Source organism: Marivirga harenae, assembly GCF_030534335.1.
Classification (GTDB): domain Bacteria; phylum Bacteroidota; class Bacteroidia; order Cytophagales; family Cyclobacteriaceae; genus Marivirga; species Marivirga harenae.
This window is the reverse complement of record NZ_CP130565.1, coordinates 2,155,894-2,181,689: the sequence shown is the minus strand read 5'-3', so window position 1 is coordinate 2,181,689 and position 25,796 is coordinate 2,155,894. Positions and strand designations below refer to the sequence as shown.

Below are 25,796 nucleotides of genomic sequence, written 5' to 3'. Positions count from 1 at the left end.
TCTTTTTTTATTTATTATGTATTAAACTCAACATTTCATTTACTACTTCCTTATCATCGAAATGGCTTCTTTCGCCTCTCACTTCCTGATAAGTTTCATGGCCTTTACCTGCCACTAGAATAATATCTCCCTTTTGCGCAAAACTACAAGCCAATTTTATCGCTTCCTTTCTATCAGGAAGATTGGTTACTTTTCTCACTTGAGAAATAGGCACTCCCTTCTGCATATCGGCAATGATAGCTTCCGGCTCTTCATATCTAGGATTATCAGAAGTTAAAATCACTCTATCACTAAACCTGCAAGCAATTTCTGCCATCAAAGGCCTTTTCGTTGTATCTCTATTCCCTCCGCAGCCTACTACCGTTAAGACTTGTTCATTACCCGTTCGTATATTATCAATAGTCTGCAACACATTTTCTAAAGCGTCAGGGGTGTGTGCGTAATCTACTATGGCCGTGATTCCAGCATTATTTGGCACTTGCTCAAATCTGCCATTATTCAATTCGATTTGAGATAAATTCATTAGAACCTCTTCGCTTTCCTCCTCCAAAAGGTGTGCTGTTGCATAAGCTGCCAATAAATTATAAGCGTTGAAATAGCCAATTTGCCTAAACCAAACATCTTTTTGATCAATATTTAGCTCCAACCCTTGTAGCGAATTACTTAAAACTTTGGCTTTATAAGTTGCCATCATTTTTAAGGAATAAGTATGTTTTGAGGCTTTACAATTTTGCAACATCACCATTCCTCTTTTATCGTCAACATTTACCAGCGCAAATGCATCGGCAGGCAAATCATCAAATAATTTCTTTTTGGCTTTTATGTAATTGTCAAAAGTCTTGTGATAGTCTAGATGCTCATGTGAAATATTAGTAAAAACGGCTCCAGCCAATTTTAAGCCTGCCATTCTCTCTTGCTCAACAGCATGACTACTGGCCTCCATAAAAACTACATTACAGCCAGACTCCACCATCTTTTTTAAAAGCGAATTCAACTGTAAAGCGTCAGGTGTAGTATGAGTTGCAGGAATTACAGCATTATTAATCTGATTTTGAACCGTAGAAATCATTCCCGTGTGATAACCTAAGTTCATAAAGAGCTGATGTAACAAACTGACAGTCGTTGTTTTACCATTTGTACCCGTTACAGCAATCAGCTTCAATCTCTCAGAGGGATGACCAAAGTAATTATCTGCCATAATGCCCAAAGCTTTGGCAGAATTATCCGTCTGAACATAAGTTACTTCAGGATGAATTTCAGTAGGAATATCTTCACAGACTACAGCTACTGCTCCTTGCTCTACTGCTTTAGAAATATATTCATGACCATCTACTTGAGTCCCCTTAATGGCTATAAACACATCTCCAGCCCCTACAATTCTAGAATCGAACTGAAGTGCATCTATAGCAATATCAGTGGCACCCGAAATGCTGATCAATTTTACTTTATATAATATGTCTTTTAAGTTTGCCACTAACCTACTTCTAATTTAATTGTACTTCCCTTCAATGCTCTCGAACCCGGATATTGTGATTGCTGAGAAACCCTTCCCTTTTCCCCTTTCACTTCCACCTTCAAGCCTGTATTTTCTAAAAGATATAAAGCATCCCGCAATGTCATACCCCTAACGTCAGGAACCAATCCTTGCTGATGATCATTATTCGGTTGCCATTTGATGGAGTTATTATGAATGGAAGCTCGAACCCATTCAATTTCTTGTCCATCAGCATGATTTGAAACACCCAAATAATTCAGCATGGCTGATAAATCTTGTTTGTTACCAGCTTGAACCACAGGGAAAATACCAGTTTCAGGCTTATCAGCAAGCTCATATTCCTCATGCATATTCAAATCCAGCGCAAATATTTTGTCGGCAATCTCTTTAAAAACCGGGGCAGCCACATCGGAACCATATTGCTGATATCCTTTAGGATTATCCATTACCACAATGGCTGAATATTTGGGGTTATCTGCAGGAAAATAACCGGCAAATGAAGTATAGTATTGCCTAACATAGCGCCCATCTTTCAAACTTTGGGCTGTACCCGTTTTACCTGCTATTTTATACTCCGAATTGCTAATGTTAGATGCAGTTCCATTTTCTACAACTCCTTCTAACATGATCTTTAATTTATCTAATGTTTCTTTTGAGCAAATCTGACTGCTGATCACACTGGTTTTGAAAGTATTAATTTCTTTGTCTGTTTTCTTAATTGATTTCACCAAAAGCGGACGGATCATTTTCCCGTTATTCGCTACTGCATTAAACAAAGTTAAAGTATGTAATGGCGTTAATTCCAAGCCATAACCATAAGCCATCCATGGCAAAGTGATTCCGCTCCACTGCTTGATTGGTGGAATATTCGGCTTCCCTTCTCCGACCATTTGAAAACCTAATGGCTGCGTCACTCCCATTGTTTTCAAGTAATCTAGGAACCGCTGTGGATTTTCACGAAATGTTTCATCTACTAATTTCGCAATGGCAATGTTAGAAGATTTCTCAAATGCATCTTGAATTGACATTGTTCCATAACCACCTGGTTTATGGTCCCTCACTTTGTCCTTATAAAATTTCAATTCTCCATTACCAGTTTCAATAGAATCAGAAAGTTGAATATTTTTTTCCTCCAAGAGTGCCATATAAGAAGCTAATTTGAAGGTAGAACCCGGCTCTCTTAAACCATGGCTTCCGACCGCATAATTATAAACTTCACCATATTTTCCACTTGAAAGCTTTTTCAGATTAGAAATAGCTTTGATTTCTCCCGTCTTAACTTCCATAACCACTACACAGCCCATATCGGCATCATGCTTTATTAAATGACGTAATAAGGCTGATTCAGAAACATCTTGTAGATTAATGTCAATGGTTGTTTGAATATCAAAACCGTCTTTGGGCCTGATTTCAGAACCATCATTTACAGGCCTCCAACTGCTTCCAGAAATTTTCTGGAATAATGCTTTCCCATGGGTTCCGGCTAAATACTTATTAAAGCTGTATTCCAGGCCAGCTCCATAATCGTTCTCATTTAAAAATCCTATAGTTCGGAAAGCCAGATTTGAGAATGGTCTAAATCTTTTATCTGTTTTAGTGAAAATTACTCCGCCACCTAATCGTCCTTCACGAAAAATAGGCCATGTTTCCATTTCCTTTTTCTTTTGATAACCAATTAGGTCACTTGAAAGGAAAATGTACTGCTTTCCTTTTTGTCTGGCCGAAGTTATTCGTTGTTTATAATAAGTTGAGTTACGCCCAAAGCTTTTTGATAACATTAAGCTTAATGAATCAATACTTTCTCTGAATAATTGATCATCTGCTATGGTGGGATCAAATGCTACTTTATAAAAAGGCAAAGAAGTAGCCAATAAACTTCCATTGTCAGAATAAATATTCCCCCTAGTAGCTTTCACTTCCTGATAGCTCATATTGATTTCCTCAGCCATTTTTTGCCATTTATCTCCCTCCATCCATTGGATGTGGAAAATCTGGTACATAATAGCCCCAGCAAAAATGACAATAGCCAAAAATGCCAATCGAACTCTGAGCAATATGGACTTCTTAATATTCACCTTTTTCTATTACTATTTTGAATGGTGGTTTTTCTGATTCCTTTAACCCTAATTTTTTAACTTTTTTTGCAACCTCCGATTGTTTGGATGCAAACATATATTCTGATTTCAAAGTGGTATAATCCGCTCTTAAATCCTCCACTTCTTGATGAAGCTTATCGATTTTACGCGTGGTCTTATCGGCATAATGACTATTACCTATATAAAAAATTCCTATCGCTACTAAGAATAAAACATACGGCAGATAATGCACTGGTAATCCCCCTTCGCCATTATTCCCGCCCAGCTTTTTATCCAACTTGGAGAATATGCTCCCTGAAGCTGAATCTTTCGCTTGGTTTTTATCCTTCTTTTTAAACGTATTTTCACTCATAACCTTTCAGCTACTCTTAATTTTGCACTTCGAGCCCGATTATTACTTGCTAATTCATCCTCCTCAGCAGTAATAGGCTTTCTATTGATCGCTTTAAATGGCTTCAATACATTTCCGTAGAAATCCTTTTCCTCTTCACCGTCTAATTTACCTTTATTAATAAAATTTTTTACCAATCTATCTTCCAAGCTATGGTAGCTCATCACTACCAAACGACCGCCTGGCTTAATCAAGTCTTCCATCTGCAACAAGGCTTCTTCCAAAGCTTTTAGCTCCTCGTTCACTTCAATTCTGAGTGCTTGAAAAACCTGTGCGTAATATTTATTTTCTCTGCCGCGCTTAGCGAATTTCTGTAACACCTCTTTCAATTCTCCTATCGTATTGATGGGAGCATTGGCTCTTGCAGATACAATAGCAGAAGCTAACGTTTTGGCATTTCGAACCTCGCCATAAAGTCCTAAAATTTTATGCAACTTCGCTTCACTGTAATCATTCACCACTTCTTTTGCACTCACCGGAGCATGCTGATCCATTCGCATATCCAATTCTGCATCAAAGCGAGTGGAAAATCCTCTTTCGGCTTTATTGAACTGATGGGAAGAAACTCCTAAATCAGCTAATACCCCATCAACTTCTTTGATACGGTATAATTTCAAATATTTTTTTACAAATCGAAAATTAGCCTGAACAAACTCAAAACCAGAATGGGCTATTGCTTCGGCATTGGCCTCAGCATCCTGATCCTGGTCAAAGCCAAATAGCTTTCCTTCCTTAAGTTTTTCTAAAATAGCTTTTGAGTGTCCCCCACCGCCAAAAGTCAAATCAACATAAATGCCGTTGGGCTTAATAGCCAAACCCTCCAGACATTGCTGTAACATAACCGGTTCGTGATATTCGCTCATAGGGATTAAGATTCAAAAAGGTGTTTCTCAGCTAAATCAGAAAATTCTTTCTGGTCTTTAATGAGGTAATCATCATATTTCGATGCATCCCATATTTCAACTCTATTTCCCATCCCTACTACTATCGATTCTCTTTCTAATCCGGCAAAGGCCATCATGTTCTTAGGAATCAAAATTCTTCCGGCACTATCGAGTTCCACGATTGCATTGCCCCTGAAGAAATTGCGCTGTAGATTTCTGTATTCTGCATTAAATTCGTTCAAGCCGGCAATCTTTGAAAAAATCTTTTTGTATTCGAGCATCGGGTAAAGCACCAAACATGGCTCAAATCCTCTGCGCACCACTATTTCATCACCGCTACCCTCAGGTAGAGCATTTTTGATCTTGGCAGGCAAGACCATACGCCCTTTGGCGTCTAGCTTACAATCATATTCACCGGTGAAGAATGCCATGCTTACAGTTTACACAATTTCTTATATGCAAAGCTAAAACAATATGCGACATTTCATACCACTTTCCCCCACTTTTTTACACTTTTCTTCAAAAGATTACATTCTTGACATAAAAAAGTCAAGGAAAACTGGCTCAAAATAAAAGATTCGCAGTATTTCTTTCTGTCCTCGACTATTGATTATTTCCGGTCGATGAAAAAATAAACTCCTGTTATTCAATAAGTTATGACTTTCATAATTTCTATTGGAAAATATCGTAACTATTTGGAAATCAGAAATAAATCGTAATCCAAGAAAAAATACAAAGTGTAAGATTCAAAAAACCTGACTTTTGGGTGTAATCTTTACGCAAACTACAGCAAAGCCAATATTTCGGTTCTATCTTGATCAAATTCGGGTGGTGGGGCAAGGTGGGAGATTCTTCCCATGAATGATAAATTAGCCGCAAAATTTCTTAATCCTGTTACAGATTCCTCAAATTTCATAATCATTTCTTGGCCGTCATTTCCTTCCAAAGCCTGTCCAACCGATTGCAATTTTCCGGCAGGAACCTGAGCAGATTTTAATTTATTGAGTAGGGTTTCCGATTCAAAAGACTGGGCTTTTTCCAGCAATAATTGATTTAATTTTTTTCTATTTTCTACTCTCGAGGCATTGGTTTTAAAATCTTCATCCAGAGCCATTTTGGGTATTTCCAAAATATCACAAAGTTTTTGAAATTGAGTATTGGTCCCTACAGCCAAAAGAATTTCTTTTTGATCGGAAGTATGCAAAACTGTTCCATAAGGTGAAATATTAGGATGCTCAGCCCCCATCTTTTGCGGATCGTGGCCTGCAATCAAATAATTTGTAGCCTGATTGGCTAATGAAGCAATTGCAGATTCAAATAGTGATACTGATACTTTTGCTCCTTCATTGGTCTTAAGCAGGTTGATATATGCTAGTAAAATTGCTTCTTTCAAGTGATGTGCAGCTAAAACATCCACTAGAGCAACTGGCATTTTCAAAGAGCTACCGTCAGGTTCGCCATTCATACTCATAAAACCGCTTTCCGCCTGGATGATGGCATCGTATCCCACCCGTTCATTATCATCTCCATAGCCTGTTATTTGGCCGTAGATAATCTTAGAATTGATGGACTTTAAAGATTGATAATCAACCTTCAACTTCTCAGCATCACCTGCTTTATAACTGGCAATTACGATATCGGATTTGGTAATTAATTTATGTAAAATGGATAAGTCTTGCTGATCAGTGATATCGAGTCCAATTGATTTTTTACCGCTGTTCGCTGCCGAGAAATAGGCTGAAACTGAATCTTCAGCATTTTCATTGTTAAGCTTCCATGAGCGGGTGACATCGCCATTTGTTTTTGGATTTTCTATTTTAATTACTTCAGCGCCTAGCTCAGCAAAAAACTGACCTACAGAAGGACCTGCGAGGACGTTTGCTAATTCGATTACGCGAAGGGTTTTGAAGATTGGAGGCATATTTAATTTTAAAAGTAAATTTGAAATTGGTATAAATTTCGTATGATGAATTTATGAATATTTCTTTCCATTTGGTTACATATAGTAGAAAATAATGTCTCAGCTGGCATTTTTACCTATTTACTTAATTAGATTTTTGATTCAGTTATCAGTTAGTAGCAGAGTTCAATACTTTAATATCACTCAATCTTTTTTCTTGATAAAAAAGATTCAAAAAATCAAGAAAGTTTAATGCTTCGACCCGCTACACCCACGCTGGCTTGTCTGCACAAGCAGGCCCGCTAAACTTTCCTCCCCCCCCCGCACTCTTCGAACAAATTTTGTAGATTAATTAAATTGAGAAGATTTTATGAAATTTCACATTCCACTAGCCTCCAGCTCGCAAGAAAATAGCAATTTTGCAATACTTTATGGTATTGTTAATCAACAATTGCTTTGAAAAAAAAACTAAACCTCAGTCAATTTCCACTTCCCTCTTTTGAACCAGATAATTGAAATTACTGCTAAAAGTGCAAAGGCAAAAACAATCCCCAGGTAAACACCATCAGAACCAAAACCTAGATCATTTGCCATGAAATAGGCCAATGGAATTTGAAACAGCCAGAAGCATACAAAATTAATGATTGTAGGTGTTTTGGTATCCCCCGCCCCGTTGAAAGCATGACTCAACACCATACCGTAAGCGAAGAAGATATAACCAAAGCAAATATAGCGCACTGCCTTGATAGCTTCTTTTTTTACCGTCTCTACATCCGTGAAAATCCCTACAATTTCATTAGAAAAAATATAGAAAATTAAAGACACCGAGAAAAGGAAAACAACATTATAACGAGCTGCCAACCAGACGGATTTCTCGGCTCTATCCGGTAGTTTTGCCCCTAAATTTTGTCCCACTAAAGTTGCGCCTGCATTGCTAATTCCAAAGGATGGTAGAATCGTGAAAATGATAATTCTCAGAGCAATCGTGTAGCCTGCCAAAACTTCACTTCCAAAATTAGATATGATTCGAACTAAAAATATCCAGCTTGCGGATTCAATTAAAAACTGTCCTACTCCACCGGAAGCAATTTTTACAATCCTTTTCAGAACCGCGAAATCTGGCTTAATATGTTGAAAAGAAACACTGATCACACCAGTCCCTTTCAAAAGGTGATACAATTGATATAAAACCCCAATGCTTCTGCCTATTGCTGTAGCCACCGCAGCGCCAGTCACACCCATGGCTGGGATAGGTCCCCATCCGAAAATAAAGATCGGATCTAGGATCATGTTCAAAATATTGCTTAACCACAGAGCACGCATGGCAATAGACGCATTTCCTGCACCGCGGAAAATTCCATTGATTAAGAAAAGCAACATAATGGTACCATTACTAGCAAATAAAATCTTAGTGTACCATTTGCCCTCTTGAATTAACTCTTCTTCGCCTCCCATTAATCGAAGAACATCCTCGCCATAAATAAAGCCTGCCACACTCAAAACCAAAGAAACTGCTACTGTCAAAATGATGGATTGAACTGCTGTATGAGAGGCTTCCTTCTTCTTTTTCTCCCCGATTCGTCTGGCCACCATAGCGGTTGCTGCCATGCTTAAACCAATTCCTAATGAATAAACAATAGTGATTACGGATTCCGTAAGTCCAACAGTAGCCACTGCATTCGTACTCACCTGAGCCACAAAAAACACATCCACCACGGCAAAAAGCGACTCCATCACCATTTCTAAAACCATAGGAATAGACAATAGAATAATAGCCCGGCTAATTTTTATATTAGTAAGATCCTCATTAGTGCCTTTGATAGCATACTGAAGAAATACGATATATTTTCGGATTCTTTGAAGCATTGAAATGCGATTTACACAAAAATTTAATAATGAGTTAATTTTAACTGATTAAATTGCTGTTACTTATTTTAAATCCATTGTAAAATGAAAAATCTAATTCTCTTTTCCCTAATTCTTATGATTTCGGCATGCTCCCAAACTCCTGAAAACTACGAAAACATAGACTGGCAAGGCCACAGAGGAGCCAGAGGGGTTTATCCTGAAAATACCTGGGCTGCATTTCAATATGCCATAGATCAAAACATGACTACTTTGGAAATGGATGTAGTCATCACCAAAGATGAAAAAGTGGTGCTTTCACATGAACCCTATTTAAACCACAAAATATGTTTAGATACTGCTGGTCAACCCATCACTGAAAGAGCAGAAAAAGGATGGAATATATACAAAATGACTTACGAGGAACTGCAAAAATGTGATTGCGGAAGCCTGAAAAACCCTGATTTCCCAAATCAAAAACAAGTTAGTTCTCCTAAGCCCTTACTCTATGATATTATTAAAAAAACAATTGAATACTGTGAAAAAGAAGGAAAAGAGCTTCCTTTTATGAATGTGGAAATTAAGTATGAAGACGGCATGCAGAATGTCTATCATCCTAATATCAAGAAATTTAGTCGCTTAGTCTTTAAGGTACTATTTATGGAATACCCACAAGAAAAATGGAACATCCAATCATTTGATTTTGATGTATTGAAACACTTCCATAAAACTTTCCCTAAAGTTCCATTGGCCGCATTGGTTTATGAAAGTGGTGCTTGGGAAAAACAGTTTGAAGAATTAGGGTTTACGCCTGCAATTTACAGTCCTTATCACCAATTAGTGGATAAAAATATGGTGACTGCGCTTCATGAAAAAGGAGTAAAAATCATCCCATGGACAGTAAATGAAGAAAAAGATGCTAAAAGATTACTGAAAATAGGGGTTGACGGCATTATTACAGATTATCCTCAATTAGCCGACAAATTCCGCAATAATCCTTAATTTTGCTGTGAGAAAAAAGATATAAAACCTGTCAGGTTTTATTTAATTAAATGTAACATATAGTAAAATAATTACTGTACCCTTAATATCTTAAACCTGACAGGTTTCTGCTTTTTTTTGAAAAGAGCAATCTCATAATTCCTAATTATTAAATACTAATTAAATATTATGTCCAACAAAAAATATGATGTTTACGGAATAGGTAATGCCTTAGTCGATATTATCACAGAAGTATCAGAAGAGTTCGTACTGGAGAATAAAGTAGAGAAAGGGGTAATGACATTGGTTGAAGAAGATCGTCAGGCAGAACTACTCAATTCTATGAAAATTACGGAAGAGCACATGCAAGGCGGAGGATCTGCTGCCAATACCTTAGTAGCCGCGAGTCAGTTTGGTGCCAAAGGATTTTACTCTTGCAAAGTAGCCAATGACACTGAAGGTGTCTTCTTTCTTAATGATTTGAAAGCAAATGGGCTAGATACTGTTTTAACTCCAGAAACTGCACCCGTTGGGACAACAGGGAAAGTTTTGGTGATGACCACTCCTGATGCTGAAAGAACGATGAATACCTTCTTAGGAATTACTTCTGATTTTTCTGAAAAAGAAATTCATGAGTACGCACTTAAAGATTCTAAATATTTGTATCTGGAAGGATACTTAGTGACTTCTGAAAGTGGATTGGCTGCTATGAAAAAAGCTAAGAAAATTGCAGAAGAAAATGGCGTAAAAACTGCCTTAACTTTTTCAGATCCATCGATGGTGAGATATTTCAAAGAGCAAATGGAATCTGTGGTGGGTGCTAGTGTGGACTTACTATTCTGCAATGAGGAAGAAGCTGCTTTATTCACAGGAGAAAATGATATTGAAAGTATCCGGGAAGAATTAAAGAAAGTGGCGAAGAAATTTGCCATCACGCAAGGGAAAAATGGTGCTGTTATCTATGATGGAGACACATTTATTGATATCGAACCCTACCAAGTAAAAGCCATAGACAGCAATGGTGCAGGTGACATGTTTGCCGGTGCTTTTTTATATGCCATTACCAATGGTCATAGCTATGCTGATGCTGGAAAATTAGCCTCTTTGGCCAGTTCGAAAATCGTTACGCAAATGGGACCAAGATTAACTTGGCCTGATGCTAAAGAGTTATTGAATAGATGGCAGAATAATTAGTAATAAATAATAACAAAATAGAAATTATAAATAATTTTCGAAATGGAATTTAAAAGCCTCTTAACGTGATTTAGAGGCTTTTTCTTTTTCAAATATGTTGATCAACCAAAATCGTATTTCCATCGGGGTCGGTAATTACAAAACTTGCCGGACCGCTTTTACTCCCGTCCGTTTCTTGAGCAAATTGAATCCCCTTGCTTTTCAATTCCTTTTCAATTGCTCTAACATCATCATAACCTTCCACTTCCTGAGCACTTGAATCCCAGCCCGGATTGAAGGTCAAGATATTTTCCTCAAACATGCCTTGAAAAAGTCCAATCAAAGAATCCCCATTTTTCATAATGAGATAATTCATTTCCATATCTCCTCCAAACTTTTCAAATCCTAGCTTTTCATAAAAGCTCTTTGAGGTTTGTAGATCCTTTACTGCTAAACTGACTGAAAATGCACCCAACTTCATTTTATACTATTTTTCTTTAACTTATGTAATCAATTTAATAAAAAAAAATTAGTTAGCCGTTTCTTCGACCCAATTTTTAATTATCGAAATTTTTGATCACAAATTCCCCCACTTCTTTTCCCACCTCTAAACCAACTTCATTATCTGTTCTAAAATGTACCCCTCCTTCAAAACGCGATTCTGAACATTCCAAAGCGAGCTGACGAAACTGCCTCTCATCCCTTGGAAATAAATAAGACAACACCTCAGCCAATGCACCGGCCACAGTAGTATGTCCCGCAGGATAGCCAGGAAAGTTTGGAGTCTGCACTAGTAAAGGTTTAAATTCTGGATCATACTGGAAGGGTCGAATCGTCCAGTAATGATATTTTCCGTCCCATGCTGCAATGGTAGCATCAAAGCGGGCAGTATGAAATAAGGCTGTGGCAAAAGCCGATTCAAAGGCATCCAAATTATACTCCAAGATTTTACGTTCAATCAGGAGATCAAAAACGGGTTGACTTTTCCATTTCCAAGCAATATCACTGCTTTGGTGGGTTTTATTGAATTGGCGCAGTTCTTCCATTTCCTCTTCCCAATCATTTGGCGGTGGCCCAGGAAGGAATTGATCTTGACTTTCTAAGGTCAATGGTTTCCACTTTGCTTTCATGGGATCCCATTTACTGGGAGTTCCCAACCATAAATTTTTACCTTTAGGAATCTTTCCGTTCCATATTTCTTTCGTCCCATCACTTTTAGCATAATTTATATATTCTGCTGCTATCGCTTTACCAATTTTAATCCCCTTCTCTATATCGGATGGAAATTGTAAAGCGGTTTTGAGCCGGGCTTCCTTAAACTGAGAAAACAGGCTATCCATTTTTCCTTTGCTTTCAGGGAAATAATAAGAGATTACTTGATGGGCAGCAGCTGCTGCTGCACTCCATTCACAGACAAATAAAGAGTAATCAGTTTTTATTCCAAATTGAGTAATTCCCTCATTTAATTCATAGGGTGGGCTTTGATTAAATTTTTGTTTGCGTTTCCAAACTGCTGCCATTGCATCATAAATTGCTAAATGCAAAATTGCGACTCTGCCACCATTTTTATGACCCTGATGTTCATTACCGATCTCCATTAAAATCTGATGCCATCGGTAAGAGGGGTAAGCATTATTCCAATACTTAATTTGTTGGAGGTCAGAATCATTGAGGTTTTCTTGCAATAGTTGAATACTCTTAATTTCTTCAGCCATTTGTTTCTCCGACAATGGATCAAACTGTTCTGCAAAATCAAATTTAAAAGCTCTGTATTCAGTTAATTGGGCATTACTTCCTACACTTGATAGCATGGCTAGTAGAAAACTTAAAGAAAATATAAGCTGTTTACAGTAATCTGAAAATTTAGTCATTAGCACTTTATTTTTCGCAAAAATAAGCAAGACATGGTTAATAAAAAATCTCACTATTAATTACCAGATACCAATTATTAAACCAGCCAGGTATGCTTTCCTATCACTTTTTATTACTTCAAATCAACAATATCTTTCCTTGATTTCACATTCAATTTTGAATAAATACTGCTGAGGTGCGATTTCACTGTGCTCAAACCAATATTGAAATGGTCAGAGATCTCTTGGTTACTAGCCCCTTGTTGCAAAACCTCAAATATTTTTCGTTCCTGGATACTTAATTTTTCTAAATCACTAGCTTTTTTAAATCTTGTCCTGAAGATTAAAAATCCGATAACCGTGGACATCAATACAATAGTGACAACAAGTAAATAAGAATTTGAGCTTTGATCTTTAACTGGCAATTCACTCCGAAAAGCCTTGAGGTATTCACTATCTGTATTGTCCCACTTACTAAAATAAGTTTCTAAAAACTCAATATTCGAAGAATTTCTTGAATTAAGGTCACTATTATAAAGTGCATAAAGTGAAACTAGTAAGTTATTTGAAGTATCTGCAATCAGCTGCAAATCCTTCTGCAATTCTGATTCAAGCAAGGCACGCTTTGATGCAGAACTTTCAGAAGCGATACTATCCGCAAAAAAAAGCAACTGCGTCACTTTCTGAAAATCAGAATTACTACTTGATCGCATGAAACTGACCTGTCTAAATGGTGGGTTTTTAGATGTATTGATTAATTCAAGATTACTCTCGCTGTTTGCAATGATGAACAAGTGGTTTTCATTTTTCCCTCCAATTATCAATGTTGCGCGGCTATCCCCTTTTTTAATGAGGTGAAGCCTGTAGAGATTATCTGATTTAGGTAAGAAATCTAAATGGAATTGGAAGTAGCCAAGACTGTCAATGGTAGCCGCTGCCAAAATCATTTCATTCGACATCAAATACATATCATCAAACGTAGGTATATGAGATAAGTAAATCTTAGAATCCCAAGAGTCATCTATCGTTAACTTTCCCGATATTTCAACTTCTGATTTCTCTAGACCTAACATACTCATAGGATTTAGAATAAAGCAAATAGAAAATACTATAACATACCTACCTAGCATACTGTCTACAATTAATTTTCCGTACGTGCCTGAATCTCTATTTCACCACTTGCTTCGGTAGGAATTATCTGTATTTTCCACTGTCCTGCCTGCGGTTCATTTAAGGACTTCCTAATCGTACCCTTCGCCATTTCTCTCTTTATTGAATTAAGCTGTGTTCCCACTGTGAAGTTCCCTTGCTTCTTGTTATCCGGACTGTAGAATTCAATTAAAAGCTGTCCACCCGAAACAGATGTGCTAATTATAAGGTCAAATCTGATGGTATTTTCTGAAATATTTATGATTATCTCTTTTGACTCTGAGTCGTTTTCCAAAATAATACTTCTCTGCAGATCCAGCGAGGTCTGTGACTTATTTGAAATAGAAACACCATTGTTCTGAGATTGTCCATAAAATGTTATTAAACACATTAGAAGGAAAGTAAATAAAACTAGACTGTGATTTTTCATGACTACATAATTAAAAGTTTAACAATCATTTTGTCAAAACTATTAGACTTCACTTTATAAAAATAAAGAATTGGGTAGGAAAAAGGTCTCATATTAGTATGAAAAAAGGCTTAACCCCTCTTCTAAGCTGTATTACCAAGTTCTTTCCCATAGCTGGAATCTTATTCGCTAAAGAAGCACTATCTTTAAAGCTTGATTTGTCAATATCCATATAGATGTGAATACTGTTATAATCAAATAGGTGATTAAATTAAATTTCCAACCATAATGCTGTTTTTTGGAGATGAAATAAACAAGTAGAAAATTTATTATGATATAGAAGATATGTAAAGTGGCAGATCCAATATTAAGATAAATACCTATTCTTCCTAAGTCATTTGGATTTTTACCTATAAAACTCAATGCACCTGATAGAACAGCCATATAAAAACACGTAAATAGAAATGGATAAAGGTTATAGTTTGAATACTTCTTTAGTAATAAGTAAAAAATAATCGCCTGAACAAGGGAAATAATCGGACCAACTGAACTGATCAATTGAAAGTGCCAGTCATGATAATACTTCCTAATTTCAGGATAGGCGGTATTGAGAGTCATTCTCATTTCATATCCAAGCAATTCTCCCATCATCCAATGCGAGAACTCATGAATTAAAAAAGTGAAAACTACAGCTAATAATGAATAGAGGATATATTTTAAATTCCACATGTGAATACCTTAGATGTATAGACTAATTGTTACGGTAAATTAAAATCTTTTTTCTTATGATTCACAATTCTTGCAAATAAAACACTGCTCTACAATTCCTTCTTGTCGAGCTATCCTAAAAAAGGCTATCTCTTTCATTTATTTGAACATTGCGTCTCCAATATGGCAGCTATTTATATTAGAAACTGCAGTCAAAAGGATAATCACGACTTGCTCCTCTTTTCGTTCATGCTTAGGCCAGACGAATTCGCCTGGAAGTTTGAAATATTGACCATTCAATTCACCCACAATTTAAGTTGACCCATTTTCATATATAAATGAGAATCTTTGATTACTGTTTACTTCTTTGATAAATAAGGTATTTTAATATCAAAAGCTAAAAATCATAGTACTTCTTAGTTTTCATTCTAAAAACACGTTTGCAATTGCTTTCACTAGCAACAAATATGGGGAATTTAGGAACCCATTAGAAAACTATCCATCCTACTTTATCCAGCCCACCTTCTGCCTCCAGTTGTCCATTTCTTGCTTTCTTTTTTCAAAATCAGCTGGGGGAACATTATTTTCCAATCTGGCTTGCTTTCTAATTACCTCCGTTTGCTGTTCCAGCGTGTTTAGCCCAATCGATTTTCTTCGTTCGTTTACTTGAGCCCAATTATCAACTCTATTTGGACTTAATTGCCTCTCCTCGCTCCAATCAAATTGAGTGCCGTAGTGTTGTGGATTACCCTCCAAAACCGCTATCCTGTCGGTCAGGTAAGCTAAATTCTTTGGGTTAGCCTTTTTTGCCTTAACTTCATTTTCGAGTAGCTGTGCACACTTCCGCATGAAGTCGGGCCGACTAATTGAATGTTGAATGATCAACCAGCTGGCTTCAGATGCTTCTTCGCCCACTTTCTCAGGGGTCGGATAACCAATTGTATCTATAATTTCATCTAGAATCCTTGCATTCTTGTAATGCAGCTCTTCCATTTCTTTATCATAACTTTCCCCTAGCTGGCCTTTGTCCACAAGTTGTTGTCGAAGCGCCAGGTCAGCTTTCTTTATTTTAGTTATTGTACGAGTAATTTCTGGGTAGGTCATATTGAAAAAAAGTTGCTTCTTGTAACACCGAGGCGAAAAGTGAAGACTTTCTGGAAAGTTTCATTTCCAATGCTCTGAAAAGCATGTATACGATAAGACGTACTCTTAAATCCTATAACTGCCATTTCTATTAATCTGGGTTCAACTTTTTTAGAAATTCAGATTTTCATTAAATCCAATATTCTGTGTTTTATCTCGATATAGTCTGCTATTGCATTGAAAACTTTTAATTGCAACTCTCTATGTACAGCAGTCCTAAATCCTAAATTATGAATCTAACTCAGCTTACTCTAAAATATTTCATGCTATCATTCTTCTAATTGTAAAAAGTTAACAGCATTATCGTAAAATATTTTCTTTTTGTCCTCTTCAGTAAGAAAACTATAACTATTTAACTCGTTTATACTTTTTTCAATGGCATGCGGCCACACCATCTGGTCGGAGCCAAACATAACCCGGTCAATTAGCCCATATTTTTTCGCATTCCTTAAAAATTGCTCCGCAAAATCCTTCGGTTGCTCGTGAACCCAGAGAATAACACCTAAATCAGTATACAATTGGGAATATTGAAGCATCAACCGTAGGGCATTTTCATAAAAAACTTCCCCTGCATGCATCATATAAATTCTCAAATTTGGGAATTTAGCGAGGACATCCTCAATTAAATAGGGGTCACCAAATTTAATTCTAAAATTCGGACAACATCTATAAGTAATATCAGCTGGTCCTCCTCCAGTGTGAACAGCTACTGGAATATCATATCGTTCGCAAATTTTTAAAAAGGGCTCAAATTTGGGATCTGACAATGCAAGTCCATCGTAGGCAGCTCCGATTTCTCCAAATACTTTCAGTTCGCCAGATTCAATTAGTTGCCTAAAAGCAATCGTATCCTCTGGTGGACTATTTGTATAATAGCCTGGGATAAAAATTCCCTCCTTATCCAATTTATTTGCGCCCCCGATAGTGCTGACGACCGCTTTTTTAACATTGTATTTATGGAGAACTTTCAGCAATTCAAACCTATAAGTTTGATAGTCTTTTGGGGACATGACACCATCAGGCGCTGGAGCTGTGTAATAAGTTTGCTCCGTATAATCATGAAGATGCATGTCAATAATTGGTTGATTACCTCCTTGAGAAAAACTAAAAAATGGTATAAGTATCAGTATGTTCAATACCCTTTTCATTTCGTCTGGTTTTTAATTCATCAAGCCAGTCAATAAATTCGTAGCCTATTAAAATTATAAAAATTTAAGTTAAATACCGAGGTAATTGGTAGGATTATATTCTTTAGATTAATTTTCATAAAAAAGTAAATCCTGCAGTTTACCGTGCCGTCTACGGTAAAATGAAATCACATTAACCTCATAACAGCCATGATTTTTAAAAGAATGCTAACAACCTCGATCTATCTTGTTCTCAATATTTGATTTATATAGTCGTCAAGTTCTTGCGAATTTTGTACGCCAGTAACTCTTCGAAGTCTATTGTTTTTTAATCTAATGTCTAATACTTTATTGCTGAACCGCTCTCCAACTTTTATAGACTTTATGTCGTCAAATAAAATTACATTCTTGTTTGACCGAAATAGATTTAAGGAGAAAAGCACCAAATGAGCTAAACCAATAAACAAACCTGACCAGAGTAAAAATTGGTCGCCCGTTTTAAAATATCTAAATACAGATATTACTCCATAAATCGTCCACATACCCGAGCTTAATAATTGCATTAGATTTTGTTTCTTAGAGTTATCTGAAATTTTCAGTCCACTTGGGTCAAATGAAATTTCTCCTTTCTTTAGTTTGAATGTCTTATTGATTTCAATTTTCATTTTGATTGCTAAGGGGCGCGTGTAAAAACCCGTTTGTTTTACTGGTCTATGGAATACTGAAAGTAGTAATTTATGCTTTCTCCCCAAACTGATACCCTTCATTAATTGCAAAAGCTTAGAATAACTAGACTCCAGAGTTTGCCAAAGCATTATCCTTGGTTGCCAGCTATGAAAAGCAAGCATAAATTACGGGGTATTTAGCAGACACTTTGCCACCGGGTGGTTAGCAAATGGGTTTTATATCTTGTTACCTTGAGTGTTTTTCAAGCCAATCTTTTATCTGTTCGAAATCTTTCTCGCCTTTTGAAACTGAAATAACCAAGTCATATTTTTCGTCTTGATCTGCATAAATATCGAGCTTATCATTCATTATCATAAGTCTTGATAAAACGTATCCAGTCCTTTTATTACCATCAGAAAATGGATGATTTTTCACTATACTTTCAAGAATTGCAGCGGCTTTGTCAATTGCTGTGGGATAGAGCTCTTTTCCATCAAATGTTTGGTAGGGACGATTTACAGCTGAATTCAATAATTCTTTGTCACGGATACCTCTTGATCCGCCAAATTTGTCGATTAAGATATCGTGAATTTCGGCAGCTTCTTCCTCGGAGATCATTTAGCCAATCTTTCTAATAGCTCTTTGTCTTCAGTTAGTATTGTCCGGAGATTTTTAGATAATGAAATTGAATCTGTAGATTTGTTCTTGACAGACTTTAAGTAGTCAAAAACTTCCTGTAAAGCTTCTTCAGGGATGCTCTCTAGCATCTTATTGATTTCTGATTTTACTTCTTCTCTACTCATAATGTAAATATACGAATAAGTGATGAAAGTTGTTTGAAACTGCAATTCAAAGTAACGCCTAGCTATGATGAGTGGGGTTTAGAAACAACCAAACTTGCCATCCGCACACAGCCACAGCCATAAATAAATTTACAAATTGTGGCTGACTTTCCAAGTACCGCCCATCTGTCCTGACTGATGAAACCCCATTCATTCATCAGCGTTTGTTAGAATCTTTTTTTCGGCTCGTTTCTTAATTACTTTCAGTATGTTGTTCTGAATGTCCTTCATTATAAGTCGTGCCCAAAATTCGGAATACCAGTTGAAGGAAGTGTTCAGTTCAAACTCGCTCCAGAGCTGGAGTTCAAAAGTTGAAGGTGAGATTTGTTTCAGTTTATAGGTTCCTTTTAAAACGTCAAAATACTCGCCACCAATTAAAACATGTTCGTCAAATGTTGTTGAAGGAATCTCGCCAGTATTCGGTTCAATGGTGAACTCCATAAATTGCTCATGTTCATAAGAGGTAACGATTTCAGTGAATATCAGTCCACCAGAGAATGAGGCTTCACGAACTGCTCCAATTCCTTCATAATTCAATTCTGCTTTTCTTGGCTCTGGTATGCCAAGAAAGCTGTTGATGGACCGGTTTTGTTCCTTGTCAGAAATTACCGACACTCGTGTTACATTTTTCCAAATAGCCTCTGGTGTAGCATTAATTTCAATAGAAGTGTATGCTTGACTAAGTGATCTTGATGAAGCGAATTCATGTTCAATTGGTCCAATCAGAATTGGAAGTAAAAATGCCAATGAGATTTGAAGTTTACTAGACCTTTTAAGTTTCCTGAGTCTAAAATACCCACAGGTTACACCTCCTAAGCTTGCAAAAAACATGAATAGCGGTAAAATCATAATCCAACATGCCCAACCTTCAAGGGAAAAAACAAGAGTGATAATGAAAAAAGCAAAAATTGGAATCCATGGCGTTATAATGCGGTATCCTAAACTCTTTATGTTTTCTTCCTTTGAAAAGTAGATTGTTATGACACCAACGAGGTAAGGAAGACCAGCAAGGAACGAAACAGTCATTACTGACCAAATGTCATTCCAAGAGCTTCCAAACAAGAAACGAAAACAGAGAGCTATGGAAATTGGAAGGCCAAGGATTAGTAAAAATTTCGAGAGTTTTTGATTCATTTAGATTTGGGAGCAATTGATTCTAACGCCACTGTATAAATTCGTGGCCGATTAAAAGTATAAAAATTTGCGTTAACTACCGAGGCAATCCGCAGGATTGGCTTATTAAATTAACTTTTACCAATAAGGCAATCCTGCGTATTGACGGGCTTTCTACAAAGAGCCAAAGGAACAAGAACCTACTAACAGCCATGATTTATGACAGAATGTTGGCAAACGTCTATTCATTAGTCTGGGATTCTAAAGCTCTATTGAGTGCGATGAGTATACTATCTATTTTGGGACTACTAATCTCAAAAGTCTCGAAATCTTTAATAATTGGCTTGACTTCAGGGTCGAGTAAAGGGCAACAAAGTTCTGATGTAATGGCGTTCAAGTCGTAGTTGTTTTTTGTTATTAGTTCAGCAACGTCTTTTGGATACTTGCTAAATACCTCAAATATCATCTCTTGACTGAATTCTGAAAACTCAACATGATTGTCGCATTCCTCTGAGAAAACCGTTAAAAACATATCAATTGTACCTTTTGTCAAGCTATCAATATTCTGATGGACGTAGAGGATTACTTTAACATTACATGGCTCAGATCTTAACGAGTTAAATGACACTGTTTTTTGTCTTGTTTCTGATTCAGTAGGTTTTTTTGCAGGAGCCTGTGTCTTTTCTACTTTAAGAAGCTCAGAAAGTTCGCTTGAGTCTGCTGGATTTGATACACTTCGAGTTTCCTTGCTTTCCTGTTCAGTCTTGCCGTTGCAAGAAAAGACTAATGCAATAATTATTAAGTGGAGTAGAATCTTCATTTTTCGGTCATGGTTGCCAACCTTTAGATTGTAACCATATCATTATTCCAAGATTTCCATTTATTATAAAATCCTTAAATTAATAAAGAAAAAGAAGCAGTTTGAGTACCATGCGCTGACCAGGTATTAAGACCTATCGGGCGATTCGGCAAACTGCTTCTCATTTACAGATTCAAATGGATATCAGGGAACGTTGACCACGTGGACCCAATACCAAGGTTTAGAATTTAATTAAATGAAATTATGAAGAAACTGTCACTTAATCAAACAATGTACGCTTACATCATAGGAATTGATGTAAGTAAGGAGAGTTTAGACGTATGCATGATTGATACCACGACTGGTGAGTATGAAACAAAAGTGTTGACTAACACTAAGGAGGGTTATTTGAATATGAAACGGTGGATGAAAAGCTTGGGTAATGAAGTGGAAAGTCAAAGCTTGTTCTGCATGGAACATACCGGAATCTATACCAGAAATCTAGTAAAATACCTATTGAGTAGAGGCTGTAAAGTTTGGATGGAATCTTCTTTACACATTAAAAGAAGTATGGGCTTAGTAAGAGGCAAGTCGGACAAAATCGATGCCGAGCGGATAGCCATCTTTGCTTACACTCATCAAAAGGAGGCTAAATTAGTACAACTGACGTCTACCACCCTAGATAGGCTTCAGTACTTAATGCGAACTAGGGTTCGTTTAATGAAAAGCAAAGAGAGTCAGGAGAAAGCCATCAAGGAAATGGAGACTTTTGATAAGAAAGCAGGAAGAGAAATGCGCTCCATGTGTAGACAAGCACTGACGGGTTTAAAGAATTCCATAGAAAAGGTCGAGGCCAAGATGTTAGAGCTGGTAAGTATTGATAAAGAAGTACGAGCATTATATGAGTTGATCACTTCAGTAAAGAGTGTGGGTAAAGTACTAGCAATAGATCTGATTGTGTACACCCATGGCTTTAGTAGAATGCTAGATGGTAGAAAATTAGCTTGCTATTGTGGTGTAGCTCCTTTTGAGTATCAGAGTGGGACAAGTGTTTATGCACCAGCAGGCACCTCTAAGTTTGCCAATAAGGTGTTGAAAAGCCATCTACATATGGCTTCGATGAATGCCATTAGGTGTCATGAGGAATTACGGAATTATTACTTGAGAAAAGTAGAAGAAGGTAAAGGGAAAAAGAGTGCCATCAATGCAGTTCGGAATAAATTATTACATAGAGTAGTAGCGGTTGTTAAACGAGGAACACCATATGTAGAGAAATTGGATAAAAAATAGATGAAAAGCTTGAAATTATCATGGATATCGCCCGGCTAAAATGCGTTGGCTATACTAGGCTATGAAATACTGAAAGTAGTAATTTATGCTTTCTCCTCAAACTGATACACTTCATTAATTGTAAAAGCTTAGAATCAATAACTACTAAAAATGCTCAAAGCAATATCCTTGATTGCTCGCTATGAAAAGCAAGCATAAATTACGGGCTATTTAGCACTCAACAATCTACAAGGTGGTGAGCAAATGGGTTTTTATATTATGTTACCTTTCGTTTCTTTTCTCGTCCAAAAGTGTTAAATACTTTTCTACTTCCTCAGCTAATATCTCTTCGGGGTCAATTTCGTCATTTTCGAATCTGTTGTGCCCCATAGTTTCGTAATCAAAAGTAGGTGAGAAGAGATAGTCGCCATGGAAGACCTGGTCCATTTTTGAGTAGTCCCAGGTGTCAGAATCCACGTCATAGGAATATCGCTTAAATGACTCAACTATATAGTACAGTTCAGAATCTTTAAAATAGTAGTCAAATTCATGCTTGCCGTTAGAAACTCCAGCCCAAAGTTCAATTTTAACGATTTTGTCCCCAGAAAAATATCCTTTTAGAATTCCTCCTCCATCCGTCATATTTTCAAGAAACTCCTCGTTTTCAAGGATAACTGATTTGTATGATTCTAATTGGTTATCAATATTTTTAGCAAACTTTGATAGTTCCGGGTGACGATCATGTAAACCTTGTCCGTTAATTGACAGTGAGACAAAAAAGGTGATGGTAAAAAGGATTATTTTCATGTGTTCTATAATGTGCCCTGTTATGAAAGGTAACGTCTATGTATAGTGTCGTTGCTATCCCGAAGGGTAGCTATGCGCTATACATTTTGTTGTGCTTTCGTGTTTTCATTTAAGCTCAGTTGATCCTAGGTTCACCAAGCTTACCTTTTTTAATGTGACCTTATTACATTCCATTATATCTTGGTCAAAAATCACAATATTATTTCCTTCTGGGTGCAGTGAGCTACTAAATCTAATTCCACTTGCCCCTGTATAAATCTTTATGAATTCGCATATAAACTGAGTAGGAATATAGTCCACTTCTGTGTCATACCTTCTCATAGGCTTCGAGAGGTCTCTGCTGATTAGCTCTCTCAATAGTCTTGATTTAATTGTAGTTTCAATTTTTTGGTCTGGCTGAAAAAGTGGGGTGTCCTCTGTGAAGTCTACAATTCTTATCGAATTTTTCTCAGCAACAAGGTGGAATTCTCCTATGCTTAATTCATCTAGGTAAGAAGCTCTGACTTCGTACAGCACAGTGTCTGGATTATCACTCAAGTATAGGAAGGGTATTCCTGTAGGATTTGCTCTTCCTCCTTTAGTCAATGTAGGCGGTGGACACATCATTTCTGAAGAATTGTAGGCCTTATTTCCACCTTGATGATGAACCCGTGCTCGATAAAGCTTTACATCTGGAATTAATTCATATTGCGTATTAAAAAAACCATCCCACCCTAATTCCTTAATTGTTTCAATGTCAGGGATGAACCTTCTTTCGGTTTTTATTATCTCTTTAAGTTCATTCCAGTAAGAATAATTTGAAATTATCTCCCCTTTATAATCAACAAGATCACTCGAGTTTTCAATCTCAGTATTAATTTTTCCAATTACAGCGTTAAGAATTTTTGAAGCAGAATCTAGAGATGAAAAGAAACTCCAGCTCTCCTGAATTTTAGATTTCAATGGTATTCCAGTATCACTCCTACGGAAGTTTTCAAGGAATTCTTGAAAGAAATCAAGAAGTTCTGTAAGTTCAATAGCAGCAATATTATTTGAATTACAAACATCACAATTACCTGTTTTACCTAAAGATTCTATGAATGCTCTTAACTCCTTATCTGAGAAACAATTTTTACAAACAAACATATTATCTACCACTTAAATATCCTGCTACAACAAGGATATGATTTTTCATAGAGATTTTCTTAACCGTGCCAAGACCTGGGTAATGCTGTTCGTCAAAATGATCAAACAGTTCTTCAAGGGCTGCATTTGAAAGTCCGTTAGCTCTACAAAAAGATACAGCTTTTTCAGCTGCTTCTGCAAATTTCCCTTGAACGTTGGCAATTGAATCATTTGTATCAGAAGTAAAGTGTCTAATCCAAATTTCATCTTGATCTTGTAGGTAAGTAAGATGAATTACTACTGCCCTTGGTGTACTTCCTCCCTCAATAAATTCACTGGCTAAAACCGTATAGTCTGAAAACCCATCGAAATCATCCTCCGTATCAAAATACAGATGTTCTTCTGAGAAGAGATGCTCTGGAATTGTTAGAAAGTCACTATTTCTAATTTGTTTTTCAAAAGGATCATCTAGTCTAATGAATGTTTTCTGTAAGCTATTAAGATATCGTCTTAATCTTCTGTTTCTTCCTGGGTCTTCAACGTTAAAAGCAGTCACTTGTCTTAATTCTGCCAATTGAGTAAAATCTATACTGTTTGCATCTACATCATTTTGACAAATAATCATACAATTTTCGAGATTGCCATTTTCAATTGCCTGTCGAATGTATTCTCCATTACTTCTATACCTAAAGGCTGGAAGGTAAGTGCCTGGTTGCTTAGAAATTAAGTAATTCAGGTAGTGTGTTCCATCTCCTGGAATTTCTCCGATGTCAGGATTCAAAATCAAATAGGCAGATTGGGTTCCTTGTTGAAATATGTCAAATGCTATATCAAGGTTATTGTGTGTTTCCTTTACCGGTTCGAAAATTGGTGTAACTACACCTTGTATGGCATTCTCGGACACTAATTCGCGAATTGTAATTAATTCAAATTGACGAGCTCTAAGGAGTGGATAGTACATAGTTGAAATTTAAACATTAAGAGGAGCTTTTAAAATAGAGAATAACTGTTTTCTATTTTTCATATTCATGCGTAGCGCTAAGCTAAGCTGATTGAACTCCCTGTAGTTACGTGCTGATAGCTCATAATTGCCTGCACGACTCTTCATTTTATTTATAAAAAGTTGATTAAGTTCATTCTGGGGAATTTTCGCTATTAAACCTTTGCATACCTCAAATTGGTTAAAACTGGTAACCTCTGGTAACTGTCCATAGTAATGGGTCACAATTTCCTTGTACTCACTAGTGTGAAAAATATGCATAAGGGCTTCAGCATCGATGTCTTTAGTTCTGGTAGCTGATCTAACTATTTGAAACCTTTTGGGACTTAAAATATCAAAACAAATGATTCCTATACTACTATCATAAGTTTCATATTCTTTAATCTTCGAAACTGGGACAATCAAAAAAATCTCATTGAATACTTTCCGATATTGATTCAATTGTGAATCAAGTCGTTTATCAGAATCAAGCTCAGTTTTTATTTCAAAAGCTCTTGAAGTACCATTAAACATTACCAAATCTGCAATAGCGCTACCAATCCTAAATTCACTGTAGAGTTCTGAGTTACTTTCTCCCATCTCCTTAATTAGCCAATCATTTAGAAATGAGTTCTTGAGGATATATTCGTTTTGATATTGCTTCTCTAAAACAGAGTAAACAAACTTTAGGTAATCAATGTAAGTCTTTTTAGTCTTCGAATACCAGTTTTCATCATATCTCTTAATCTTGAAATCAATGGATGATAAGTTGCCGTTCATCCATTCTTTTACAGCGCTTCTAGAGAACAAGTAGGAATAATCTCGCAATTGGTTTGGATTGAAAGTTCTAGTCGAGCTCATGGGTCAAATTTACAAAACCATAATTTGGTATCATAATAACATTATACTTGTGGTCGATAATTCCTTCGGCTATATATAGCATGAAGCACAACATTATAGCGTTTTATTCATCGTTCTCTAAAAATAAATAAAAAAAGGTAAAATCCCCATTTCTGTAAATGTGATTTAAGAGCAGTAAGAATGATGAATAAAACGTAGTTGGACT

General features: G+C 36.5%; 26 protein-coding genes. 3 read left to right on the top strand and 23 right to left on the bottom strand.

Annotated features, from left to right (window positions below):
* Positions 1-7: 7 nt before the first annotated feature.
* The 7 genes from Q3Y49_RS09460 to Q3Y49_RS09430 form a co-directional block, all read right to left on the bottom strand.
* On the bottom strand, positions 8-1,474 hold the full coding sequence (locus Q3Y49_RS09460) for a UDP-N-acetylmuramoyl-L-alanyl-D-glutamate--2,6-diaminopimelate ligase (RefSeq protein WP_303272071.1): 1,467 nt from the start codon (positions 1,472-1,474) through the stop codon (positions 8-10).
* Entirely contained in the window at positions 1,474-3,570 is a 2,097-nt protein-coding gene (locus tag Q3Y49_RS09455) for a penicillin-binding protein (RefSeq protein WP_303272070.1), read from the bottom strand. The genes Q3Y49_RS09460 and Q3Y49_RS09455 overlap by 1 nt, the downstream gene beginning before the upstream one ends.
* The gene (locus tag Q3Y49_RS09450; protein WP_303272069.1) at positions 3,560-3,943 is read right to left on the bottom strand and encodes an FtsL-like putative cell division protein; all 384 of its coding nucleotides are present in this window, start codon (positions 3,941-3,943) and stop codon (positions 3,560-3,562) included. The genes Q3Y49_RS09455 and Q3Y49_RS09450 overlap by 11 nt, the downstream gene beginning before the upstream one ends.
* Entirely contained in the window at positions 3,940-4,845 is a 906-nt protein-coding gene (gene rsmH / locus Q3Y49_RS09445) for a 16S rRNA (cytosine(1402)-N(4))-methyltransferase RsmH (protein WP_303272068.1), read from the bottom strand. Before rsmH ends, Q3Y49_RS09450 begins: the two co-directional genes overlap by 4 nt.
* A gap of 5 nt (positions 4,846-4,850) precedes the next feature.
* Positions 4,851-5,297, bottom strand: a complete 447-nt coding sequence (gene mraZ, locus Q3Y49_RS09440; protein WP_303272067.1) for a division/cell wall cluster transcriptional repressor MraZ — start codon at positions 5,295-5,297, stop codon at positions 4,851-4,853.
* A 353-nt stretch (positions 5,298-5,650) separates the two neighbouring features.
* On the bottom strand, positions 5,651-6,787 hold the full coding sequence (locus tag Q3Y49_RS09435) for a CaiB/BaiF CoA transferase family protein (protein ID WP_303272066.1): 1,137 nt from the start codon (positions 6,785-6,787) through the stop codon (positions 5,651-5,653).
* A 447-nt stretch (positions 6,788-7,234) separates the two neighbouring features.
* The gene (locus Q3Y49_RS09430; protein WP_303272065.1) at positions 7,235-8,632 is read right to left on the bottom strand and encodes an MATE family efflux transporter; all 1,398 of its coding nucleotides are present in this window, start codon (positions 8,630-8,632) and stop codon (positions 7,235-7,237) included.
* An 84-nt stretch (positions 8,633-8,716) separates the two neighbouring features.
* Here Q3Y49_RS09430 and Q3Y49_RS09425 point away from each other — a divergent pair, with 84 nt between their 5' ends.
* Together Q3Y49_RS09425 and Q3Y49_RS09420 are read left to right on the top strand one after the other, a co-directional pair.
* Complete coding sequence (locus tag Q3Y49_RS09425; RefSeq protein ID WP_303272064.1) at positions 8,717-9,613, top strand: glycerophosphodiester phosphodiesterase family protein; 897 nt, start codon at positions 8,717-8,719, stop codon at positions 9,611-9,613.
* A 168-nt stretch (positions 9,614-9,781) separates the two neighbouring features.
* Positions 9,782-10,786 carry an adenosine kinase gene (locus tag Q3Y49_RS09420; protein ID WP_303272063.1) on the top strand — a complete coding sequence of 335 codons (1,005 nt, stop codon included), beginning with the start codon at positions 9,782-9,784 and terminating at the stop codon, positions 10,784-10,786.
* Between the two features lie 88 nt (positions 10,787-10,874).
* Here the strand turns inward: Q3Y49_RS09420 and Q3Y49_RS09415 are convergent, their stop codons facing one another.
* The 12 genes from Q3Y49_RS09415 to Q3Y49_RS09360 all read right to left on the bottom strand — a co-directional run bounded on the left by Q3Y49_RS09415 (position 10,875) and on the right by Q3Y49_RS09360 (position 20,592).
* The gene (locus Q3Y49_RS09415) at positions 10,875-11,246 is read right to left on the bottom strand and encodes a VOC family protein (RefSeq protein WP_303272062.1); all 372 of its coding nucleotides are present in this window, start codon (positions 11,244-11,246) and stop codon (positions 10,875-10,877) included.
* Positions 11,247-11,322: 76 nt separating this feature from the next.
* Positions 11,323-12,636: a vanadium-dependent haloperoxidase gene (locus Q3Y49_RS09410; RefSeq protein ID WP_303272061.1), complete on the bottom strand. Its 1,314-nt coding sequence runs from the start codon at positions 12,634-12,636 to the stop codon at positions 11,323-11,325.
* Positions 12,637-12,749: 113 nt separating this feature from the next.
* On the bottom strand, positions 12,750-13,688 hold the full coding sequence (locus Q3Y49_RS09405) for a response regulator transcription factor (protein WP_303272060.1): 939 nt from the start codon (positions 13,686-13,688) through the stop codon (positions 12,750-12,752).
* A gap of 68 nt (positions 13,689-13,756) precedes the next feature.
* Positions 13,757-14,194 carry a hypothetical protein gene (locus Q3Y49_RS09400; protein WP_303272059.1) on the bottom strand — a complete coding sequence of 146 codons (438 nt, stop codon included), beginning with the start codon at positions 14,192-14,194 and terminating at the stop codon, positions 13,757-13,759.
* A gap of 168 nt (positions 14,195-14,362) precedes the next feature.
* A complete protein-coding gene (locus Q3Y49_RS09395) occupies positions 14,363-14,902 on the bottom strand; it encodes a hypothetical protein (RefSeq protein ID WP_303272058.1) in 540 nt (179 codons plus the stop codon).
* Between the two features lie 483 nt (positions 14,903-15,385).
* Positions 15,386-15,985 (bottom strand): DUF6624 domain-containing protein, encoded by a 600-nt coding sequence (locus Q3Y49_RS09390; protein WP_303272057.1) that lies wholly within the window; start codon positions 15,983-15,985, stop codon positions 15,386-15,388.
* Between the two features lie 308 nt (positions 15,986-16,293).
* A complete protein-coding gene (locus Q3Y49_RS09385; protein WP_303272056.1) occupies positions 16,294-17,172 on the bottom strand; it encodes an amidohydrolase family protein in 879 nt (292 codons plus the stop codon).
* 221 nt (positions 17,173-17,393) lie between these two features.
* Positions 17,394-17,918, bottom strand: coding sequence for a hypothetical protein (locus tag Q3Y49_RS09380; RefSeq protein WP_303272055.1), 525 nt, complete (start codon positions 17,916-17,918; stop codon positions 17,394-17,396).
* Positions 17,919-18,063: 145 nt separating this feature from the next.
* On the bottom strand, positions 18,064-18,435 hold the full coding sequence (locus Q3Y49_RS09375) for a type II toxin-antitoxin system death-on-curing family toxin (RefSeq protein WP_303272054.1): 372 nt from the start codon (positions 18,433-18,435) through the stop codon (positions 18,064-18,066).
* On the bottom strand, positions 18,432-18,620 hold the full coding sequence (locus Q3Y49_RS09370) for a hypothetical protein (protein ID WP_303272053.1): 189 nt from the start codon (positions 18,618-18,620) through the stop codon (positions 18,432-18,434). Before Q3Y49_RS09370 ends, Q3Y49_RS09375 begins: the two co-directional genes overlap by 4 nt.
* A 189-nt stretch (positions 18,621-18,809) precedes the next feature.
* Positions 18,810-19,793, bottom strand: coding sequence for an SRPBCC family protein (locus tag Q3Y49_RS09365; RefSeq protein WP_303272052.1), 984 nt, complete (start codon positions 19,791-19,793; stop codon positions 18,810-18,812).
* 220 nt (positions 19,794-20,013) lie between these two features.
* Complete coding sequence (locus Q3Y49_RS09360; RefSeq protein WP_303272051.1) at positions 20,014-20,592, bottom strand: hypothetical protein; 579 nt, start codon at positions 20,590-20,592, stop codon at positions 20,014-20,016.
* A gap of 243 nt (positions 20,593-20,835) precedes the next feature.
* On the opposite strand from Q3Y49_RS09360, the gene Q3Y49_RS09355 reads away from it, so the two are divergent.
* Complete coding sequence (locus Q3Y49_RS09355; RefSeq protein WP_303272050.1) at positions 20,836-21,861, top strand: IS110 family RNA-guided transposase; 1,026 nt, start codon at positions 20,836-20,838, stop codon at positions 21,859-21,861.
* Between the two features lie 261 nt (positions 21,862-22,122).
* On the opposite strand, the gene Q3Y49_RS09350 is transcribed toward Q3Y49_RS09355, so the two are convergent.
* From Q3Y49_RS09350 to Q3Y49_RS09335, 4 genes are all read right to left on the bottom strand, one after another.
* Complete coding sequence (locus Q3Y49_RS09350; protein WP_303272049.1) at positions 22,123-22,647, bottom strand: hypothetical protein; 525 nt, start codon at positions 22,645-22,647, stop codon at positions 22,123-22,125.
* A 105-nt stretch (positions 22,648-22,752) separates the two neighbouring features.
* Positions 22,753-23,772, bottom strand: coding sequence for an RES domain-containing protein (locus Q3Y49_RS09345; RefSeq protein WP_303272048.1), 1,020 nt, complete (start codon positions 23,770-23,772; stop codon positions 22,753-22,755).
* A gap of 1 nt (position 23,773) precedes the next feature.
* The gene (locus Q3Y49_RS09340) at positions 23,774-24,712 is read right to left on the bottom strand and encodes a sce7725 family protein (protein WP_303272047.1); all 939 of its coding nucleotides are present in this window, start codon (positions 24,710-24,712) and stop codon (positions 23,774-23,776) included.
* A gap of 9 nt (positions 24,713-24,721) precedes the next feature.
* Positions 24,722-25,591, bottom strand: coding sequence for a sce7726 family protein (locus Q3Y49_RS09335; protein WP_303272046.1), 870 nt, complete (start codon positions 25,589-25,591; stop codon positions 24,722-24,724).
* Positions 25,592-25,796 lie beyond the last annotated feature (205 nt).

What these genes read in the sequence shown, in the direction of transcription:
- Q3Y49_RS09450 (WP_303272069.1), bottom strand. Translation starts at nt 3,943, where the DNA reads ATGAGTGAAAATACGTTTAAAAAGAAGGATAAAAACCAAGCGAAAGAT.
- rsmH (WP_303272068.1), bottom strand. Translation starts at nt 4,845, where the DNA reads ATGAGCGAATATCACGAACCGGTTATGTTACAGCAATGTCTGGAGGGT.
- mraZ (WP_303272067.1), bottom strand. Translation starts at nt 5,297, where the DNA reads ATGGCATTCTTCACCGGTGAATATGATTGTAAGCTAGACGCCAAAGGG.
- Q3Y49_RS09435 (WP_303272066.1), bottom strand. Translation starts at nt 6,787, where the DNA reads ATGCCTCCAATCTTCAAAACCCTTCGCGTAATCGAATTAGCAAACGTC.
- Q3Y49_RS09430 (WP_303272065.1), bottom strand. Translation starts at nt 8,632, where the DNA reads ATGCTTCAAAGAATCCGAAAATATATCGTATTTCTTCAGTATGCTATC.
- Q3Y49_RS09425 (WP_303272064.1), top strand. Translation starts at nt 8,717, where the DNA reads ATGAAAAATCTAATTCTCTTTTCCCTAATTCTTATGATTTCGGCATGC.
- Q3Y49_RS09420 (WP_303272063.1), top strand. Translation starts at nt 9,782, where the DNA reads ATGTCCAACAAAAAATATGATGTTTACGGAATAGGTAATGCCTTAGTC.
- Q3Y49_RS09415 (WP_303272062.1), bottom strand. Translation starts at nt 11,246, where the DNA reads ATGAAGTTGGGTGCATTTTCAGTCAGTTTAGCAGTAAAGGATCTACAA.
- Q3Y49_RS09410 (WP_303272061.1), bottom strand. Translation starts at nt 12,636, where the DNA reads ATGACTAAATTTTCAGATTACTGTAAACAGCTTATATTTTCTTTAAGT.
- Q3Y49_RS09405 (WP_303272060.1), bottom strand. Translation starts at nt 13,688, where the DNA reads ATGTTAGGTCTAGAGAAATCAGAAGTTGAAATATCGGGAAAGTTAACG.
- Q3Y49_RS09400 (WP_303272059.1), bottom strand. Translation starts at nt 14,194, where the DNA reads ATGAAAAATCACAGTCTAGTTTTATTTACTTTCCTTCTAATGTGTTTA.
- Q3Y49_RS09395 (WP_303272058.1), bottom strand. Translation starts at nt 14,902, where the DNA reads ATGTGGAATTTAAAATATATCCTCTATTCATTATTAGCTGTAGTTTTC.
- Q3Y49_RS09390 (WP_303272057.1), bottom strand. Translation starts at nt 15,985, where the DNA reads ATGACCTACCCAGAAATTACTCGTACAATAACTAAAATAAAGAAAGCT.
- Q3Y49_RS09385 (WP_303272056.1), bottom strand. Translation starts at nt 17,172, where the DNA reads ATGAAAAGGGTATTGAACATACTGATACTTATACCATTTTTTAGTTTT.
- Q3Y49_RS09380 (WP_303272055.1), bottom strand. Translation starts at nt 17,918, where the DNA reads ATGAAGGGTATCAGTTTGGGGAGAAAGCATAAATTACTACTTTCAGTA.
- Q3Y49_RS09375 (WP_303272054.1), bottom strand. Translation starts at nt 18,435, where the DNA reads ATGATCTCCGAGGAAGAAGCTGCCGAAATTCACGATATCTTAATCGAC.
- Q3Y49_RS09370 (WP_303272053.1), bottom strand. Translation starts at nt 18,620, where the DNA reads ATGAGTAGAGAAGAAGTAAAATCAGAAATCAATAAGATGCTAGAGAGC.
- Q3Y49_RS09365 (WP_303272052.1), bottom strand. Translation starts at nt 19,793, where the DNA reads ATGAATCAAAAACTCTCGAAATTTTTACTAATCCTTGGCCTTCCAATT.
- Q3Y49_RS09360 (WP_303272051.1), bottom strand. Translation starts at nt 20,592, where the DNA reads ATGAAGATTCTACTCCACTTAATAATTATTGCATTAGTCTTTTCTTGC.
- Q3Y49_RS09355 (WP_303272050.1), top strand. Translation starts at nt 20,836, where the DNA reads ATGAAGAAACTGTCACTTAATCAAACAATGTACGCTTACATCATAGGA.
- Q3Y49_RS09350 (WP_303272049.1), bottom strand. Translation starts at nt 22,647, where the DNA reads ATGAAAATAATCCTTTTTACCATCACCTTTTTTGTCTCACTGTCAATT.
- Q3Y49_RS09345 (WP_303272048.1), bottom strand. Translation starts at nt 23,772, where the DNA reads ATGTTTGTTTGTAAAAATTGTTTCTCAGATAAGGAGTTAAGAGCATTC.
- Q3Y49_RS09340 (WP_303272047.1), bottom strand. Translation starts at nt 24,712, where the DNA reads ATGTACTATCCACTCCTTAGAGCTCGTCAATTTGAATTAATTACAATT.
- Q3Y49_RS09335 (WP_303272046.1), bottom strand. Translation starts at nt 25,591, where the DNA reads ATGAGCTCGACTAGAACTTTCAATCCAAACCAATTGCGAGATTATTCC.